Below are 16984 nucleotides of genomic sequence, written 5' to 3' on the forward strand. Positions count from 1 at the left end.
ATCATGTCCGACCGCCTCGCCCCGCCCGCGTCACTGCCCGGCTCACCCCCCGGACCACGGTGGCGCCGCAGCAGCCGCAGCACCGGAATGAACAACTGCGTGGAAGCCGCGCCGCTCGGTGGCGAACGGCTCGCCGTACGGGACTCGAAGGACGTGGACCGGCCACCGCTCCGCTTCTCCGCGACGGCCTGGTCCTCCTTCGTCTCCGGGCTGCACGGCCTCCCGCTCAGCTGACCGGAACCGACGCTCCGTCGGGAGCGGTCCGCACGATCGTGGCCACCGCGGCCGTGATCTGCTCCGGTGTCAGATCTGCCCGCGCGGTCAGCCTCAGCCGCGAGATCCCGTCCGGCACCGACGGCGGCCGGAAACAGCCCACCGCGATTCCGGCCGCCCGGCAGTCGGCCGCCCAGCGCACCGCCGTATCCGCGGACGGCGCCCGGACGGACACCACCGCGGCATCGGGGCGGGCCGCCGTGAGCCCGGCCGCGGTCAGCCGTTCGTACAGCGCCGTGGCCACCGCGCGGGCCCGGTCGGCCCTCTCCGGTTCGCGCTTCAGCAGGTTCAGGGCGCCCAGGGCTCCGCCCACCGCCGCCGGCGCGAGTCCGGTGTCGAAGATGAAGGTGCGCGCCGTGTTGACCAGGTGGTCGATGACCCGGGCCGGTCCGAGGACCGCTCCGCCCTGGCTGCCCAGGGACTTGGAGAGGGTGAGCGTGGCGACGATCCCCTCGCCGCCCGCGAGCCCGGAGGCGGCGAGCGCGCCGCGCCCGCCTTCTCCGAGGACGCCCAGGCCGTGCGCGTCGTCGACCAGCAGGGCGGCGTCCTCGGCCCGGCACGCGTCGGCGAGCGCGGTCAGCGGGGCGGCGTCGCCGTCCACCGAGAAGACCGAGTCGGTCACGGCCAGGGCGCGGCCGTCGTGCGCGTGCAGGGCCTTGCGTACGGCCTCGGGCTCCGCGTGCGGCACCACGGCCGTAGCCGCCCGGGAGAGCCTGCACCCGTCGACGATCGAGGCGTGGTTGCCCGCGTCGGAGACGATCAGTGAGCCGTGGCCGGAGAGCGCGGTGAGGGCGGCGAGGTTGGCCGCGTACCCCGAGGAGAACACCAGGGCCGCCTCGAATCCGCAGAACGCCGCCAGTTCGCGTTCGAGTGCGGCGTGCAGGTCGGTGGAACCGGTGACGAGCCGCGATCCGGTGGCGCCCGCACCCCACCGAAGTGCCGCGTCGGCGGCGGCGGCCGTGACCTCGGGGTGCCGGGTGAGTCCCAGGTAGTCGTTGCTCGCGAGGTCCAGCAGTTCCGTTTCGGCGGGGCGCGGGCGCACGGTGCGGACGAGTCCGGCAGCGGCACGGCGGCGGGCCTCGTAGTCGATCCAGTCGAACGGGGCGAAGGACATGAGGTGGTCCCTTTTGTAGGCAGCTCACAGACCCTAGCCGCGGGCGCAGCGGGTCAGGGTGTGGCAATACCCACACCCTTCGCCGCCTCTTCTGTCTGGTTCCTCCTTGGCCGATACCGGTGCCGTACGTCAGGATCATCGCCATGGACCTGCTGAACACGCTGGTGGACAAGGGGCTGCGGCGCGAACTGCCGACCCGCGAAGAAGCGCTCGCCGTGCTGGCGACCTCGGACGACGAACTGCTCGACGTGGTGGCCGCCGCGGGGCGGGTACGCCGCCAGTGGTTCGGGCGGCGCGTGAAACTGAACTATCTGGTCAATCTGAAGTCCGGGCTCTGCCCCGAGGACTGCTCGTACTGCTCGCAGCGGCTCGGCTCGAAGGCCGAGATCCTCAAGTACACCTGGCTGAAGCCGGACGAGGCGTCCAAGGCTGCGGCCGCCGGGGTCGCGGGAGGCGCCAAGCGCGTATGCCTGGTGGCGAGCGGCCGTGGTCCGACCGACCGCGACGTCGACCGGGTGTCGCAGACCATCGAGGCGATCAAGGACCAGAACGAGGGCGTCGAGGTGTGCGCCTGTCTCGGCCTGCTCTCCGACGGCCAGGCCGAGCGGCTGCGTACCGCGGGTGCCGACGCGTACAACCACAACCTCAACACGTCCGAGGGGACGTACGGGGAGATCACCACCACGCACACCTACGCCGACCGGGTGGAGACCGTGCAGCAGGCGCAGGCCGCCGGGCTGTCCGCCTGCTCCGGCCTGATCGCCGGTATGGGCGAGAGCGACGAGGACCTCGTCGACGTCGTCTTCTCGCTGCGCGAGCTGGACCCGGACTCGGTGCCGGTGAACTTCCTCATCCCGTTCGAGGGCACCCCGCTCGCGAAGGAGTGGAACCTCACCCCGCAGCGCTGCCTGCGCATCCTCGCGATGGTCCGCTTCGTCTGCCCGGACGTCGAGGTGCGGCTCGCGGGTGGTCGCGAGGTCCACCTGCGCTCGATGCAGCCGCTCGCCCTGAACCTGGTCAACTCGATCTTCCTGGGTGACTACCTGACCAGTGAGGGACAGGCCGGCCAGACCGACCTGGACATGATCGCGGACGCCGGTTTCGAGGTGGAGGGCGCGGACACGACGACACTGCCCAGGCACCGCACGCAGGCCGCCGGTGGCTGCGGCTCGCACGACGGGGGCCGCGACTCGCACGAAGGAGGCTGTGGTTCGCACGCCGGGGGCTGCGCTCCTTGCGGCGACGCCGCCGAAGCGCCGGCCCCGGACGCCTCCGAGGTGCCGGCGGCGCGCACGGACCTGGTGGCGGTCCGCCGCCGCGGTGCCGGGACGGACCTCGCGCCCAATGCCTGAGCCGCTCTCCCCCACCGAGCTGCGCGCCCTGGACCGGGCTCATGTGTGGCATCCCTATGGCCCGATGCCGGGCCGTCAGGAACCGCTGGTCGTGGAGTCCGCGTCCGGTGTGCGCCTCCGGCTCGCCGAAGAGGCTTACGGGCAGCGCGAGTTGGTCGACGGCATGTCGTCCTGGTGGTCCGCGGTGCACGGCTACAACCACCCGGTGCTCAACGAGGCCGCGCGCGGCCAGCTGGACCGGATGAGCCACGTGATGTTCGGCGGGCTCACGCACGAGCCCGCCGTGCGTCTGGCGACCCGGCTCGTGGAGATCACCCCGGAACCGTTGCAGCACGTGTTCCTCTCCGATTCCGGTTCGGTGTCGGTCGAGGTGGCCGTGAAGATGTGTCTCCAGTACTGGCGCTCGGCCGGCAGGCCGGCCAAGCGGCGGCTGCTGACCTGGCGCGGCGGCTACCACGGCGACACCTGGCAGCCGATGTCGGTGTGCGATCCCGAGGGCGGGATGCATGAGCTGTGGTCGGGCGCACTGCCCCGGCAGGTCTTCGCGGACGCGCCGCCGGACGGCTTCGACGCGGAGCCCGACGACGCCTACGTGGCCCATCTGCGGGCACGGATCGCGGACCACGCCGATGAGCTGGCCGCGGTGATCGTGGAGCCGGTGGTGCAGGGTGCCGGGGGCATGCGGTTCCACTCCCCCGCGTATCTGCGCGTGCTGCGTGAGGCGTGCGACGCACATGACGTGCTGCTGGTGTTCGACGAGATCGCGACGGGCTTCGGCCGTACGGGGCAGTTGTTCGCGGCCGGACACGCCGGCGTCTCGCCGGATGTCATGTGCGTCGGCAAGGCGCTGACCGGTGGCTATCTGACGATGGCGGCGACGCTGTGCACCTCCCGGGTGGCCGAGGGCATCTCAAGTGGCGAGGTGCCCGTCCTCGCGCACGGCCCGACGTTCATGGGGAATCCGCTCGCCGCCGCGGTGGCCTGCGCATCGGTGGATCTGCTGCTGGGCCAGGACTGGGAGCAGGAGGTCAAGCGGATCGGCACCGGGCTGCGGGACGGTCTCGCGGAGGCGGCCGGACTGCCCGGGGTGCTGGACGTCCGGGTGCTGGGCGCCATCGGCGTCGTACAGCTGGATCACGAGGTGGACATGGAGGCCGCGACCCGGGCGGCGGTACGGGAAGGGGTCTGGCTGCGACCCTTCCGCGACCTCATCTACACCATGCCGCCGTATGTGACCGGCGACGACGACGTGGCGCGGATCTGTCGCGCCGTGTGCGCTGCGGCTCGGGAGGGCTGAGATGACGATTCTGGTGGTGACGGGTACCGGCACCGAGATCGGAAAGACCGTGGTGACCGCGGCCATCGCCGCGGTGGCCGGGGATCGCAGGGTGGCCGTGCTCAAGCCCGCCCAGACCGGCCTCGCCCCCGGCGAACCCGGGGACGCGGCCGAGGTGGTGCGGCTCGCCGGCGGGCATGTCACGCCGGTCGAACTGGCCCGGTTCCCCGACCCGCTGGCCCCCGCGACCGCCGCACGCAGGGCCGGACTCGCGCCGGTGCGTCCGTACGAGGTGGCCGAGGCGGCCGGGAAGCTGGCGGCCGAGTACGACCTGGTGCTCGTCGAGGGGGCGGGCGGTCTGCTCGTACGGTTCGACGACGAGGGCTCCACGCTCGCGGACGTGGCCGGGCTGCTGGGCGCGCCGGTGCTGGTGGTGACCCCCGCGGGGCTCGGAACGCTCAATTCCACCGCGCTGACCTCGGAGGCGCTGCGGGCCCGTGGCCTGGAGTGTCTGGGCGTGGTGGTGGGCAGCATGCCGGCCGAGCCGGATCTGGCCGCCCGGTGCAATATCGACGACCTCCCGGTCGCGGCAGGCGCTCCCCTGCTCGGCGCGGTGCCGGCCGGTGCGGGATCGCTGGCTCCGGAGGACTTCAGGGCGCGCGCGGCGAGTTGGCTGGCCCCGGCACTCGGCGGGCACCGGAGGGCGTGACGACGACCGGCTGAGCGGGCCCGTTCGGGGGAGAATCGAAGAAGCCGAACGTGTTCTTCGAGGAGGCCGCCATGCATCTGCGCAGTACGAAGATCCCGCGGGACGCGGTGCACCACCCCGTCTTCGCCCGGTTCTACGCCCGGATGAGCGTGGCCGCCGACACGAGGGGCGGCGTGGCCGCCTATCGCGTGGAGCTGCTGGCCGGCCTGTCGGGCCGGGCGATCGAGATCGGCGCGGGCAACGGTCTGAACTTCGCGCACTACCCGGCGGCCGTCTCCGAGGTCGTGGCGATCGAGCCGGAACGGAGGCTGCGCCAACTGGCGGCCGGCGCCGCGCTGCGGGCGGAGGTCCCGGTGGACGTGGTGCCCGGTACGGCCGAGGCCCTGCCGGTGAAGAGCGAAGCCTTCGACGCCGCGGTGGCCTCCCTGGTCCTGTGCACCGTACGGGATCTGCCGCGCGCCCTGGCCGAGATCAGGCGGGTGCTGCGGCCCGGGGGTGAGCTGCGCTTCTTCGAGCACGGGCTGGCCCCGGGCCGCGCACTGGCGACGACGCAGCGGATGGCGGACCGTACGGTCTGGCCGCTGCTCTTCGGCGGATGTCACACGGCGCGGGACACGATCGCCGCGATCGAGGCGGCCGGCTTCGAGATGGGCACGTACCGCAGGCTGCGGATTCCGGAGAAGGGGATGCAACTCCCCTCCTCCCCCTGCGTCCTGGGTGTGGCCCGCCGTCCGTTCTCGGACGACTGACGCGTCAGTCCTCGCCCTGCCCGCCGCTGTCCAGCTGGTCCGCGAAGGCTCTCAGGGCGTCGGCCAGTTCCTGTTTGGTCGGCAACTGGTCGACCTTCGCTTCGAGTTCACCGATGCGCGCGGTGAGCTCGCCGAGATCGGCCGGGGGTGTCGGCTGACCGGAGCCGCTCGGGTCGGGGCCCTCCGAGGGGACGGGGGATTCGGACGGCTCCCCGCCACCGGTGCTGCCGGAACCGCCGACACTCCCGCCGCTGTCCGAACCGCCGCTGTCCACGCCGCCGGTCGAACCGCCGTCCGTGGTGCCGACGGTCCCGCCGTCCGTTCCACCGGAGCCGTCCGTGGGTACGGGCGTCGGGTCGCCGCTCTCCGAACCGCCCGTCACGCCCGCCGTCACCCCGCCCGAGGTGCCCCCGTCGTCCGGGGCGCCGACGGCGATGGCTCCGCCCACGCCGAGGACCACCGCGGCTGCCGTGCCGACGAGGGTGACCGTCATCCGTCTGGTCCGTCCGATGCCTCTCAGGCGCGCTATGCGTGTCATGCCCGGGACATTAGCCTCGCGCGGGTGCGGAAGAGGGCATTCCGACGACCTCCCGCACCATGCGCCACGGCCCGCTCGGACAGGGCGTCCGGAATCACACGCTCCACTGACGCAGTTCGGCGGCGATGGCCCGGACGTCGGCCTTGCCCTCCTTGACCAGCCTGGCCAGGTCGCGCACCTGCTCGGGCGAGGTGATGACCTTCAGCCCCGAGGCCACGAGATAGCCGTAGGCGACGGCCGAGGCGAACATCGCGTTGGAGTGTTCGAGCGCGGGCACATGAAGCAGGAGCTGCAGGAGAGCGGCGGCCCGGGCGTGCGGGTCGCTGTACACGGGGCTGCCGAAGATCTCCGCCTCGTGACGGCTGACCGCGGCGACGAGCGCGCCCCAGTCGACGACCTGCGGATCACCGGGCGTCTTGTGCTCGGCGACCATCAGCAGCCAGGAAAGGTCGATCTTCAGATTCAACGGGCTCCTTCGCCCTCCGCACCGAACTCGTCCGCGAAAACCGACTCGTACTGCTTCATGAAGTCGGCCGCGGCTTCGACGAAGGTGTGGCCCACCTCGCCCGCGTCCTGCTTCACGAGCTCCTCGATGTACCGGTTCACACTCATCCCCCTCTGCAGCGCACGCTGTCGCGCGGCCTCGGCGGTGGCCTCGTCCACTCGTACGTTCAACTGGGTCTTGGGCACTCCATCACGCTAGCGCGCACCCGCTAGCACCAGCAAGGCCAGGCGGGCCGTGCCCCGTACACGTGCTTGCGGGACCGGATACGGCGCAGGGCGGGCGGCCCGGTCGGCGGGCCCGCCCATATGCCGGAATCCGGTCGACGCTCCCGGCTGGCCGGTGATGGGATGGCCGCCATGAATGATCTTGCGATACGGGCTGCCGAATCCACCGACCTGGACAATGTCCTCGCCTTCTGGAAGGTCGCCGCCGAAGGCACCAGCATCAGTGACGACCAGGACGGCATACGGCGGCTGATCGACCGCGACCCGGGCGCCCTGATCCTCGCGGAGCACGACGGTGTCCTGGCCGGCACCGTCATCGCCGGCTTCGACGGCTGGCGGTGCCATCTGTACCGGCTCGCGGTCCATCCCGGCCGGCGCCGCCGTGGCATCGGCGCCGCCCTGCTGGCGGCGGCGGAGGAACGGTTCACCGAACTGGGCGGGCGACGCGGCGACGCGATGGTCCTCGACCACAACGACCTGGCCCGGCATGCGTGGCGCGCCGCGGGGTACGCGCCGGAGCCCCAGTGGAGCCGCTGGGTGAAGCACCTCACCCGCTGAGACCGCGGGCGGAGCGGCGTGCCGGGGCCCCGCGGAGGCGCCCTCGCCGCGCCGCGCGGCGCACCGGCCGCCCCGGCGGCCCTTACGATGTCCTGTCATCCGACCGCCCCCACGAAAGGTGTGAGCGTCCGCCCATGGGCGAGCCTCCGAGTAGCCGACATCGCATCCATCGCGCGATCCCCCTGCCCCTGCCCGATCATGGGACGGAGGTGAACCGATGACCGAAGTGCTTCTGCTTCTCGTGGCGGTACTGCTCTCACTGGCCTGCGGCGCCTTCGTCGCGGCGGAGTTCTCCCTGACCACGGTCGAGCGCGGCGAGCTCGAACGGGCGGTCGACCGGGGGGAGCGGGGTGCGGCGAGCGCCCTCAAGGCCGTGCGCAGCCTCACCTTCCAGCTGTCCGGAGCGCAGCTCGGCATCACCGTCACCAATCTGGTGGTCGGCATGCTCGCCGAACCCTCCATCGCGGCACTCCTCCGCGGACCCCTCGAAGCGATGGGCGCCTCCCCCGGTGTGGCGTCCTCGGTGGCCCTGGTGATCGGTACCGCCCTGTCCACCGTCGTCCTGATGGTGGTCGGCGAACTCGTCCCGAAGAACTGGGCGATCTCCTCACCACTGGCCGTGGCGAAGGCGGTGGCCACCCCGCAACGGGTGTTCACCGCTGTCTTCCGCCCCTTCATCAGCCACCTCAACAACACCGCGAACCGCATCGTGCGCCGCTTCGGCCTCGAACCGGCCGAGGAACTCGCCTCCGCCCGCAGCCCCCAGGAGCTGGTGGCGCTGGCACGCCACTCGGCCAAGGAGGGCGCGCTGGAGGCGGACACCGCCGAACTCTTCGTACGCACCCTCAACCTGGCGGAGCTGACCGCCGAGAACGTGATGACCCCGCGCGTCCAGGTGACCGCCCTCGAAATACAGGCCACCGCCGAGGACGTCGCGAACGCCACGCGCGCGACCGGGCTCTCCCGCTTCCCCGTCTACCGAGGAAATCTGGACTCCGTCGTCGGCGTCGTCCACATCAAGGACGTGCTGGCGATTCCGGCCGACGAAAGGCCCCGCAGGAGGGTCTCGGACATGCTGCGGGAGCCCCTGCTCGTACCGGAGACGCTCACCGTGGACCGGCTGCTCGACCGGCTGTCCGGCAAGCTGGCCATGGCCGTCGTCATCGACGAGTACGGCGGCACGGCGGGCGTCGTGACGCTGGAGGACATCGTCGAGGAGGTCGTCGGCGAGGTGCGCGACGAACACGATCCGCACGAGACACCGGACCTCGCACCGGCCGGTGAGGACGCCGACGGACGCACCCTCTGGTCCGCGGACGGCGCGGCCCGCACCGACCAGCTCAGGACCATCGGGCTGCGGGTGCCGGACGGACCGTACGAAACGCTGGCCGGGCTGATCGCAGCCCAGGTCGGACGCATCCCGGTGGTGGGTGACACCGTCGAACTGACCGGCTGGCGCATCGACGTGGTGGACGCCTCCGGGCGCCGCGCCGCGCGGGCGCTCCTGCACGCGCCGCTTACCGGCTCCCACGAGCTGACGGAGAACGAACGATGACCGCCGTCCAGCTCTTCATCGGCCTGCTCACCCTGGTCGTCAACGCCTTCTTCGTCGGCGCGGAGTTCGCGATGATCTCCGTACGCCGCAGCCAGATCGAGCCCGAGGCAGAGGCGGGGAACCGGCGCGCGCACAGTGTGATCTGGGGCCTCGAACACGTGTCGGCGCTACTCGCGGCGGCGCAGCTCGGCATCACGCTGTGCACGCTGGTGCTGGGTATCGTCGCCGAGCCCGCCATCGCGCATCTGCTGGAGCCCCTGTTCGACCTGATCGGCATGCCGCACGGCCTGGTGCATCCGGTGTCGTTCGTGATCGCGCTGTCCGTGGCGACGTATCTGCACATGCTCCTGGGCGAGATGGTGCCCAAGAACATCGCACTCGCCGAGCCGGCCCGCAGCGCGCTGCTGCTCGGTCCCCCGCTGGTGGCGCTGGCCCGCGGCCTGCGCCCGGTGATCTTCACCATCAACGCCTTCGCGAACACGCTGCTCAAGCTGCTGCGGGTGGAGACCAAGGACGAGGTGTCCGCGACCTTCTCCGACGACGAGCTGGCCCGGCTGGTGAAGGACGCGGGGGACGCCGGCCTGGTCGACGACCGTTCGGCCGAACGGCTCCGGCATGCGCTGGAGCTGGGCAGGCGCCCGGTCCGCGACGTCGTCCTCCCGGTGGACCGGGTGGTGTCCACCCGGGTCGGGACGACGCCCGAGGAACTGGAGAGGCTCTCCACCGAGACCGGCTTCTCGCGCTTCCCGGTCATGGACAGCGAGGAACGGATTCTGGGCTACCTCCACGTGAAGGACGCTCTGGACGCGACGCCGCGCGATGTCCCCTTCCCGGTGACGGCGATGCGCCCGATCGCCCGGGTGCGGGCGTCGACACCGCTCGACGACGTACTGACGGCGCTGCGGCGCAGTCGTACGCACCTGGCGGCCGTCGTCGACGAGGACGACCGGCTGGCCGGGCTCGTCACGATGGAGGACGTGCTGCGTGAGCTGGTGGGACGGCCTCAGGGGCGCTGATACCGGTCCCGCTCCAGCAGCTCGCGAGGCGGTGGATACCGGCGCGGTACCATCGCAGGGCCATGGAAATGAATGCCTCCTACACCAGTCTTGTCGCGGTCGGCGACTCCTTCACCGAGGGCATGTCGGACCTCCTCCCCGACGGCTCGTACCGCGGCTGGGCCGATGTCCTGGCCACCCGCCTCGCGGCCCGCACCCCCGGTTTCCGGTACGCCAACCTCGCCGTGCGCGGGAAGCTGATCCGCCAGATCGTCGAGGAGCAGGTGGACGTCGCCGCGGCCATGAAGGCGGACGTCGTCACGCTCGTGGGCGGACTCAACGACACCCTGCGGCCGAAGTGCGACATGGGCATGGTGCGGGCCCGGCTGGAAGAGGCCGTCGAACGCCTCGCGCCGTCGTGCGGACAGCTCGTGCTGATGCGCAGCCCCGGGCGCAACGGCCCGGTGATGGAGCGCTTCCGGCCGCGCATGGAGGAGCTGTTCTCCCTGATCGACTACCTGGCGGCCCGGCACGGTGCGCTGGTCGTCGATCTGTACGGTGCGGAGTCGCTGGGCGACCCCCGGATGTGGGACGTGGACAGGCTCCATCTCACCGCGGAGGGCCACCGCCGGGTGGCCGAGGCGGTGTGGCAGGCGCTGGGGCTGCCCGCGGAGCAGGACTGGCGTACGCCGATGCCGGCGACGGTGCCGCCGCGCTGGGCCGTGCGCCGGGTCGACGACGTACGGTTCGCCCGCCGGCATCTGGCGCCGTGGATCGGACGACGGCTGACCGGCCGGTCGTCCGGCGACGGGCGTCCGCCGAAGCGTGCGGAACTGCTGCCGTACGAGCCGCCGCTCAGCTGAGACCCGCAGGCGGTCCGTCGCCGTGCAGCGGCCACGCCGACGACCCCTCGGCCGGCAGCTCGACCGCGGCTTGTTAGCGGTGCCTTCGCGCCCTGTTCACCAGGCGTTACGCGGCTTCTCCCGAGGGCCGATCAGCATTCCCCCATGACGCACATGACTCGTGTCAGGGCCTCCTCCTACGCCCTCGCCACAGCCCTTCTCGTCGGTCTCGCGGCCCCCACCGCGACCGCCGCCCACCACCTCCCCGCCGGACACGACCGCTCCTCCCACGAGCGCATCCCGTTCACCGCAGCCACGGTGACGGCCACCGGCAACGGCGCGTACACCGTGGAGTGGAAGGCCCCTGGCATACGCCGCGTCGCCGTCCGGGCCAACGGCCGCACCGTCGCCTCCGGCGGGTCGACGGGCAAGGTCACCGTTCGCGGACTGCCCGCAGCCGACCGCCAGTGGTTCGACCTGGTCCCCGAGCACGGCGGATCCCTGCACCTCGCCGACCGGCTGATCCAGCTCCAGGGCGCGGTCAACTTCCGTGACGCGGGCGGCTATCGCACCAGGGACGGCCACTGGGTGAAGATGGGCGAGATCTACCGCTCGGACGCCCTCGACAAGCTGACGGACGCCGACCTGGCGAAGCTCCGGAGGCTGTCCGTCGTCACGGTCTTCGACCTGCGCATGGAGTCGGAACGCAGCGCCGCCCCGGACCGCGTCCCGTCGAGCGCCACGCAGGTCGTCGCCGATGTGCTCGCCGGATCGCCGACCTTCACCGCCATGCCGAAGACCGCCGCCGAGGCCGAGGCGATGATGGTCGACGGCGAGAAGTTCATGGTCAGCGGCTCCACCGCCAAGTCGGCCTACCGCATGGTGTTCTCCGGGATCGCGGACGAGGACGCGCGCGCCGTCCTCTTCCACTGCACGGCGGGCAAGGACCGTACCGGCTGGGCGAACGCCGCCCTGCTGACGGCCCTCGGCGTGCCCCGCTCCACGGTGATGGCGGACTACCTGGCATCCAACGACTACCGGTCCGAGGCGAACGCCGCGGCGCTCGCCTCGATGCCTGCCGAGCAGGCCGCGGTGTACAAGCCGCTGCTCGACGTGCGCCCCGAGTACCTCAACTCCGGCTTCCAGGAGGTCTCCGAGAAGCTCGGCTCCTTCGGAACGTACGAGAAGCAGGCACTCGGTCTGGACAGCAAGGATCTCCGCGAGCTGAAGCGGGACCTGCTGGTCGGCTGACCACGTCAGCCCCCGGCTGCCCTGCGCCGACTGTTCCCGGCGGCGCAGGGCCCACGCGATGAGGCGATCCAGGCTCCGCAGGTCGTCATACGAACGCAGCAATCTCACGACACCCGGGAATCGGCGACGGCACACGGAGATGATCCGGGCGTCACCGGTTCCGGGGCGGCGGTCCGGTTGGCCGGCAGTCGCCCCTGTTCCATGCTGGCGCTTGGCAGGACGCTCACCACCAAGGCGACGGAGGTCGCCACGAGGAGGAGAGAAGGCCATGACCGCACGCACGGGCCGGGTGATCTGCGACATCACGATCTCGGCCGACGGGTACTCGGCCGGGCTCAACCAGACCGAGGACCGCCCGTTCGGCGACGACGGCGGCGACGGCTCGGGCGCCGAGCTGCACGCCTGGATGTTCGACACCCCCGACGAGAACCGGGCCGAGGTCGACCAGCTGAAGGCCGCCAGGGCATTCATCATGGGGCGCAACATGTTCGGCCCCGTGCGTGGCGCATGGGATCGGCAGTGGAACGGCTGGTGGGGCGAGAATCCGCCCTTCCACGCTCCGGTATTCGTGCTCACCCACCACGCGCGCGAGCCGCAGCCGATGGACGGCGGCACCACGTACCACTTCGTCACCGACGGAATCGCCTCGGCACTGGCACAGGCACGCGCGGCGGCCGGCGAGGGCGACGTCCTGATCCACGGCGGCGCGACCACCATCAACCAGTACCTCGCTGCCGGTCTGGTCGACGAGCTGCGACTGCACATGGTGCCGCTCACGCTCGGCGCCGGCACGCGGCTGTTCGAGGGCGTCCCGCCACTGAAGCTGGAGCAGGTGGCGTCGCGGCCGGCGAGTCTGGTCACGCACGTGACCTACCGCGTGCTGGTGTGAGCTCCAGGGCGGAGCCGCCGGGCCCCAGGGCGCCTGACGGTGGCCCGGGAGGCTCCGACCTGGACTTTTATGGACGTTGCGGACGCTCACGAACTGGTCAGGACGACAGGTAAGCTCTGGACACGTGACTGCTGTGTCTGCGAAGCCTCGCATCCCCAATGTCCTGGCCGGCCGCTACGCCTCCACGGAGCTGGCCGTCCTCTGGTCCCCCGAGCAGAAGGTGAAGCTGGAGCGCCAGCTGTGGCTGGCGGTGCTGCGCGCTCAGAAGGACCTCGGGATCGAGGTGCCTGACGCCGCCCTCGCCGACTACGAACGCGTACTCGACCAGGTCGACCTGGTCTCCATCGCCGAGCGCGAAAAGATCACCCGGCACGACGTGAAGGCCCGGATCGAGGAGTTCAACGCCCTCGCCGGCCACGAGCAGGTCCACAAGGGCATGACGTCCCGGGACCTCACCGAGAACGTCGAGCAGCTCCAGATCCGGCTCTCGCTGGAACTGATGCGGGACCGCACGGTGGCCGTCCTGGCCCGGCTCGGCAAGCTGGCGGGCGAATACCGCGAGCTGGTCATCGCCGGCCGGTCCCACAACGTGGCCGCCCAGGCGACGACCCTCGGCAAGCGTTTCGCGACCGCCGCGGACGAGCTGCTGGTGGCTTACGGACGGCTGGAGGATCTCCTCGGCCGCTACCCGCTGCGTGGCATCAAGGGCCCCGTCGGCACCGCCCAGGACATGCTCGACCTGCTCGGCGGCGACGCCGCGAAGCTCGCCGACCTGGAACAGCGCATCGCCGGTCACCTCGGCTTCGCCCAGGCATTCACCTCGGTCGGCCAGGTCTACCCCCGCTCGCTCGACTACGACGTCGTGACCGCACTGGTTCAGCTGGCCGCGGCACCCTCTTCGGTCGCGAAGACCGTCCGCCTGATGGCCGGCCACGAGCTGGTGACCGAGGGCTTCAAGCCCGGCCAGGTCGGCTCGTCCGCCATGCCGCACAAGATGAACACCCGCTCGTGCGAGCGTGTCAACGGCCTGATGGTGATCCTGCGCGGCTACGCCTCGATGACGGGCGAGCTGGCGGGCGACCAGTGGAACGAGGGCGACGTGTCCTGCTCGGTGGTCCGCCGAGTGGCACTTCCCGATGCGTTCTTCGCCTTCGACGGCCTCCTTGAGACGTTCCTGACGGTGCTGGACGAGTTCGGTGCGTTCCCCGCTGTCGTGGCGCGTGAGCTGGACCGTTACCTGCCGTTCCTCGCCACCACCAAGGTCCTCATGGGCGCGGTACGGGCAGGGGTCGGCCGCGAGGTCGCGCACGAGGCCATCAAGGAGCACGCGGTCGCCTCGGCGCTGGCCATGCGGGAGCAGGGCGCGGAGCGCAACGAGCTGCTGGACAAGCTGGCCGCAGACGAGCGCATCCCGCTCGACCGCGCACAGCTGGACGCGCTGATGGCCGACAAGCTCTCCTTCACCGGCGCGGCCGGCGACCAGGTCACCGCCGTGGTGTCCCGGATCGAGGAGATCACCAAGCAGCACCCGGAGGCCGCGGGCTACGCCCCCGGCTCCATCCTCTGAGGGACCGGCCCCATAACCGGATGACACCCGAAGAACTCCTGGCCGCCCGCGACCGCATCGTTCCCGATGTGGCCGTGGGCGGTCTGCGTGTGCTGTTCTGCGGCATCAACCCCAGCCTCATGACCGCCGCCACAGGCTTCCACTTCGCCCACCCGGGAAACCGCTTCTGGCCGGTGCTCCATCTGTCCGGCTTCACTCCCCGTCGGCTGAAGCCGTCCGAGCAGAGCGAGCTTCCGGGCTACGGCCTGGGCATCACCAATGTGGTGGCGAGAGCCACGGCACGGGCCGACGAACTGAGCGCCGCCGAGTTCCGCGAGGGCGGTCGGCTCCTGACGGCGAAGGTGGAGCAACTGGAACCGGAGTGGCTCGCCGTCGTCGGGGTCACGGCCTACCGCACGGCCTTCGGTGAGCGCCGCGCACAGATCGGCCCGCAGGAGCGGAGGATCGGCGGGGCGCGGGTCTGGGCCCTGCCCAACCCCAGCGGGCTGAACGCCCACTGGACCGCCCGGACCATGGCCGACGAGTACGCCCGTCTCCGGGCCGCCGCCATCGGTACCGACAGCCCAGCCACCGAGCAGAGCTGAGTCGGACCGCCCGGGCGACGCCGGCCGGCCACATTCCACCGGCGCACCACTCGACCACAGGGCTCCTGGCCCGTCGCTCCGACACCGGGACCGCTGACTCCCGAGCCCGACGGAGTGCGCTCCACGGGGAAGTCCCGGGCGCGCATCCCGTCGATGGGGCGGAGATGGTGTGCGGTCGTCGTGCAGTCAGTAAAGGTTCCCTCACTGACAAGGAGCGCCCGTGCGACCGCCGTACCCGGGGCCCCGTCACTTCGCGGTCAGGTGCGTTCACGCGTCCCTGTTCCGCACCGCCCACCATCCCGCCAGCAGTGCCGCTCCGGCCCATGCCGCCGTCACAGCCAGCCCGGCCCACGGCCCGAGGCTGCCTTCCGGGTTCTGGTGCAGCACCAACTGCCCTGCCCGGTCGGGCAGATACTGGGCCGCTCCCCCCGCGATGTCACCGATCACGAAGGAGACGATGAGGATGAAGGGGATGAGCAGGCTCAGCACCGCGACGGCGCTGCGCAGCAGTGCCGCAAGTCCCGCGGCGAACAACGCCATCAGCGCCAGATAGATGCCGCCTCCGAAGGCCGCGCGCAGCGCGCCGGGCTCGTCCAGGCCGATGGCGTACTCCCCCATGAACAGCTGACCCACAAGGAACGTGGTGAAGCTGGTGACCAGACCCACGACGAGCGCGAGCACACCGATCACCGACATCTTGGCCAGGTAGAAGAGTCCTCTGCGGGGCACGGCGGAGAGGGATATCCGCAGAGCACCGTTCAGATATTCGGAGGAGAGCGCGGTCGCACCGAAGCTGATGGCCGCGATCTGGCCGAAGTTCAACGCGTAGAACGCCCCGAAGAGCAGCTCGGCCCCTTCGTTGTCGGCCTCCGCCTGTCCCACGGTGGCGAACGTGAGCACGGTGACGGCCAGCGTGGCGAGGAAGACGGCTATCAGCGAGCCGGCGACCGAGCGGACCGATCTGATCTTGATCCACTCGGAGCGGAGAACTGCGGTCGTCGACATGGTCACGCCTCCTGACGAGTGGTGGTGGACGCACCGGCGGACGCGAATTCGGTCTCCGCCGCTGTGAGGTCGAGGTATGCCTGCTCCAACGTGGCCTGCTCATCGATGAGTTCGAGGATGGGAATCCCTTCGAAGGCGGCGATGGCACCGATCTCCTCCGCCCTGACTCCTTCGACGGTCCAGCGGCCGTCATCGCCCTGCACGGGGTCGTGCCCCTTCCGTACCAGGATGTCCCGGAGCCGCGCCGACTCGGTCGTGCGCACCCGCACCCGGGGCTTGCTGCGGGAGTCGAGGAACTCCTGCATCGGCAGGTCGGCGAGGAGCCGCCCCTTCCCGAGAACCACCAGATGGTCGGCGAAAGACGATGTCTCGTTCATCAGATGACTGGAGACGAGGACCGTACGGCCTTCGCGTGCCAGCCGCTTCATCAGCTCACGGATCCAGACGATGCCCTCCGGGTCCAGCCCGTTGGACGGTTCGTCCAGCATGACCACCTCCGGGTCGCCGAGGAGGGCGGCGGCTATGCCGAGGCGCTGCCGCATACCGAGCGAGAAGGTCTTGATCCGCTTCCCCGCGACCTGGCTGAGGCCGGCCTCCTCCAGAACCTCGTCGACCCGGGCGTCCGCAATGCCGTTGCTCGCACTGAGCGCGAGCAGATGATTCCGCGCGGTCCGCGATCCGTGGGCGGCCTGGGCATCGAGCAGTGCACCGACCTTGCGCAGTGGATCGTCGAGGGTCGCGTACGCCTGTCCGCCGATGGTGGCAGTGCCGCCCGTGGGCCGGTCGAGGCCGAGGACGAGGCGCATGGTGGTGGACTTGCCCGCGCCGTTGGGGCCGAGGAAGCCCGTGACCCGGCCCGGCCGCACAGTGAACGTGAGGCGGTCCACGGCACGGGTCGCGCCGTATTCCTTCGTGAGCTCATGAACGTTGATGCTGGTCATGTCCTCAGCCTCGCCGCCGTCCCCCGTCTCCGGCCTCCCCCACCCGTGTAGATCATC

At 71.1% G+C, this 16984-nt stretch carries 19 protein-coding genes; 13 read left to right on the plus strand and 6 right to left on the minus strand.

Annotated elements, in window-relative coordinates; all coding sequences use genetic code 11:
• Positions 1 to 3: 3 nt before the first annotated feature.
• The gene (locus OG230_RS04640; RefSeq protein WP_328908844.1) at positions 4 to 234 is read left to right on the plus strand and encodes a DUF397 domain-containing protein; all 231 of its coding nucleotides are present in this window, start codon (positions 4 to 6) and stop codon (positions 232 to 234) included.
• On the opposite strand, the gene OG230_RS04645 is transcribed toward OG230_RS04640, so the two are convergent.
• Positions 227 to 1387: an 8-amino-7-oxononanoate synthase gene (locus OG230_RS04645; RefSeq protein WP_328908845.1), complete on the minus strand. Its 1161-nt coding sequence runs from the start codon at positions 1385 to 1387 to the stop codon at positions 227 to 229. The two genes, OG230_RS04640 and OG230_RS04645, sit on opposite strands and share 8 nt — an antisense overlap.
• 143 nt (positions 1388 to 1530) lie before the next feature.
• On the opposite strand from OG230_RS04645, the gene bioB reads away from it, so the two are divergent.
• From bioB to OG230_RS04665, 4 genes are all read left to right on the plus strand, one after another.
• Positions 1531 to 2739 (plus strand): biotin synthase BioB, encoded by a 1209-nt coding sequence (gene bioB, locus OG230_RS04650; protein WP_328908846.1) that lies wholly within the window; start codon positions 1531 to 1533, stop codon positions 2737 to 2739.
• Positions 2732 to 4036, plus strand: a complete 1305-nt coding sequence (locus OG230_RS04655) for an adenosylmethionine--8-amino-7-oxononanoate transaminase (protein WP_328908847.1) — start codon at positions 2732 to 2734, stop codon at positions 4034 to 4036. Before bioB ends, OG230_RS04655 begins: the two co-directional genes overlap by 8 nt.
• Before the next feature lies 1 nt (position 4037).
• Entirely contained in the window at positions 4038 to 4724 is a 687-nt protein-coding gene (gene bioD / locus OG230_RS04660; protein ID WP_328908848.1) for a dethiobiotin synthase, read from the plus strand.
• Between the two features lie 71 nt (positions 4725 to 4795).
• The gene (locus OG230_RS04665; protein WP_328911306.1) at positions 4796 to 5473 is read left to right on the plus strand and encodes a class I SAM-dependent methyltransferase; all 678 of its coding nucleotides are present in this window, start codon (positions 4796 to 4798) and stop codon (positions 5471 to 5473) included.
• 4 nt (positions 5474 to 5477) lie between these two features.
• Here OG230_RS04665 and OG230_RS04670 read toward each other — a convergent pair whose 3' ends face one another.
• From OG230_RS04670 to OG230_RS04680, 3 genes are all read right to left on the minus strand, one after another.
• Positions 5478 to 6011, minus strand: coding sequence for a hypothetical protein (locus tag OG230_RS04670; RefSeq protein ID WP_328908849.1), 534 nt, complete (start codon positions 6009 to 6011; stop codon positions 5478 to 5480).
• 94 nt (positions 6012 to 6105) lie between these two features.
• Positions 6106 to 6477 carry a fic family toxin-antitoxin system, toxin component gene (locus tag OG230_RS04675; protein WP_328908850.1) on the minus strand — a complete coding sequence of 124 codons (372 nt, stop codon included), beginning with the start codon at positions 6475 to 6477 and terminating at the stop codon, positions 6106 to 6108.
• Positions 6474 to 6701: an antitoxin gene (locus tag OG230_RS04680; RefSeq protein WP_328908851.1), complete on the minus strand. Its 228-nt coding sequence runs from the start codon at positions 6699 to 6701 to the stop codon at positions 6474 to 6476. Before OG230_RS04680 ends, OG230_RS04675 begins: the two co-directional genes overlap by 4 nt.
• Before the next feature lie 162 nt (positions 6702 to 6863).
• Here OG230_RS04680 and OG230_RS04685 point away from each other — a divergent pair, with 162 nt between their 5' ends.
• From OG230_RS04685 to mug, 8 genes are all read left to right on the plus strand, one after another.
• A complete protein-coding gene (locus OG230_RS04685) occupies positions 6864 to 7298 on the plus strand; it encodes a GNAT family N-acetyltransferase (RefSeq protein ID WP_328908852.1) in 435 nt (144 codons plus the stop codon).
• 217 nt (positions 7299 to 7515) lie between these two features.
• A complete protein-coding gene (locus OG230_RS04690) occupies positions 7516 to 8853 on the plus strand; it encodes a hemolysin family protein (RefSeq protein ID WP_328908853.1) in 1338 nt (445 codons plus the stop codon).
• Entirely contained in the window at positions 8850 to 9869 is a 1020-nt protein-coding gene (locus OG230_RS04695; RefSeq protein WP_328908854.1) for a hemolysin family protein, read from the plus strand. Before OG230_RS04690 ends, OG230_RS04695 begins: the two co-directional genes overlap by 4 nt.
• 68 nt (positions 9870 to 9937) lie before the next feature.
• Positions 9938 to 10711 (plus strand): SGNH/GDSL hydrolase family protein, encoded by a 774-nt coding sequence (locus OG230_RS04700; RefSeq protein WP_443051575.1) that lies wholly within the window; start codon positions 9938 to 9940, stop codon positions 10709 to 10711.
• A gap of 144 nt (positions 10712 to 10855) precedes the next feature.
• On the plus strand, positions 10856 to 11941 hold the full coding sequence (locus OG230_RS04705; RefSeq protein ID WP_328908856.1) for a tyrosine-protein phosphatase: 1086 nt from the start codon (positions 10856 to 10858) through the stop codon (positions 11939 to 11941).
• 268 nt (positions 11942 to 12209) lie between these two features.
• Positions 12210 to 12830, plus strand: a complete 621-nt coding sequence (locus OG230_RS04710) for a dihydrofolate reductase family protein (RefSeq protein WP_328908857.1) — start codon at positions 12210 to 12212, stop codon at positions 12828 to 12830.
• A 124-nt stretch (positions 12831 to 12954) separates the two neighbouring features.
• Positions 12955 to 14397, plus strand: coding sequence for an adenylosuccinate lyase (gene purB / locus OG230_RS04715; RefSeq protein WP_328908858.1), 1443 nt, complete (start codon positions 12955 to 12957; stop codon positions 14395 to 14397).
• Between the two features lie 20 nt (positions 14398 to 14417).
• Positions 14418 to 14981, plus strand: a complete 564-nt coding sequence (mug, locus tag OG230_RS04720) for a G/U mismatch-specific DNA glycosylase (RefSeq protein WP_328908859.1) — start codon at positions 14418 to 14420, stop codon at positions 14979 to 14981.
• A gap of 267 nt (positions 14982 to 15248) precedes the next feature.
• Here the strand turns inward: mug and OG230_RS04725 are convergent, their stop codons facing one another.
• Both OG230_RS04725 and OG230_RS04730 read right to left on the minus strand, forming a co-directional pair.
• Entirely contained in the window at positions 15249 to 15992 is a 744-nt protein-coding gene (locus OG230_RS04725; protein WP_328908860.1) for an ABC transporter permease, read from the minus strand.
• Positions 15989 to 16927, minus strand: a complete 939-nt coding sequence (locus tag OG230_RS04730; RefSeq protein ID WP_328908861.1) for an ATP-binding cassette domain-containing protein — start codon at positions 16925 to 16927, stop codon at positions 15989 to 15991. Before OG230_RS04730 ends, OG230_RS04725 begins: the two co-directional genes overlap by 4 nt.
• Positions 16928 to 16984: the final 57 nt, after the last annotated feature.

Source organism: Streptomyces sp. NBC_00234 (assembly GCF_036195325.1).
Taxonomy (GTDB): Bacteria; Actinomycetota; Actinomycetes; order Streptomycetales; family Streptomycetaceae; genus Streptomyces.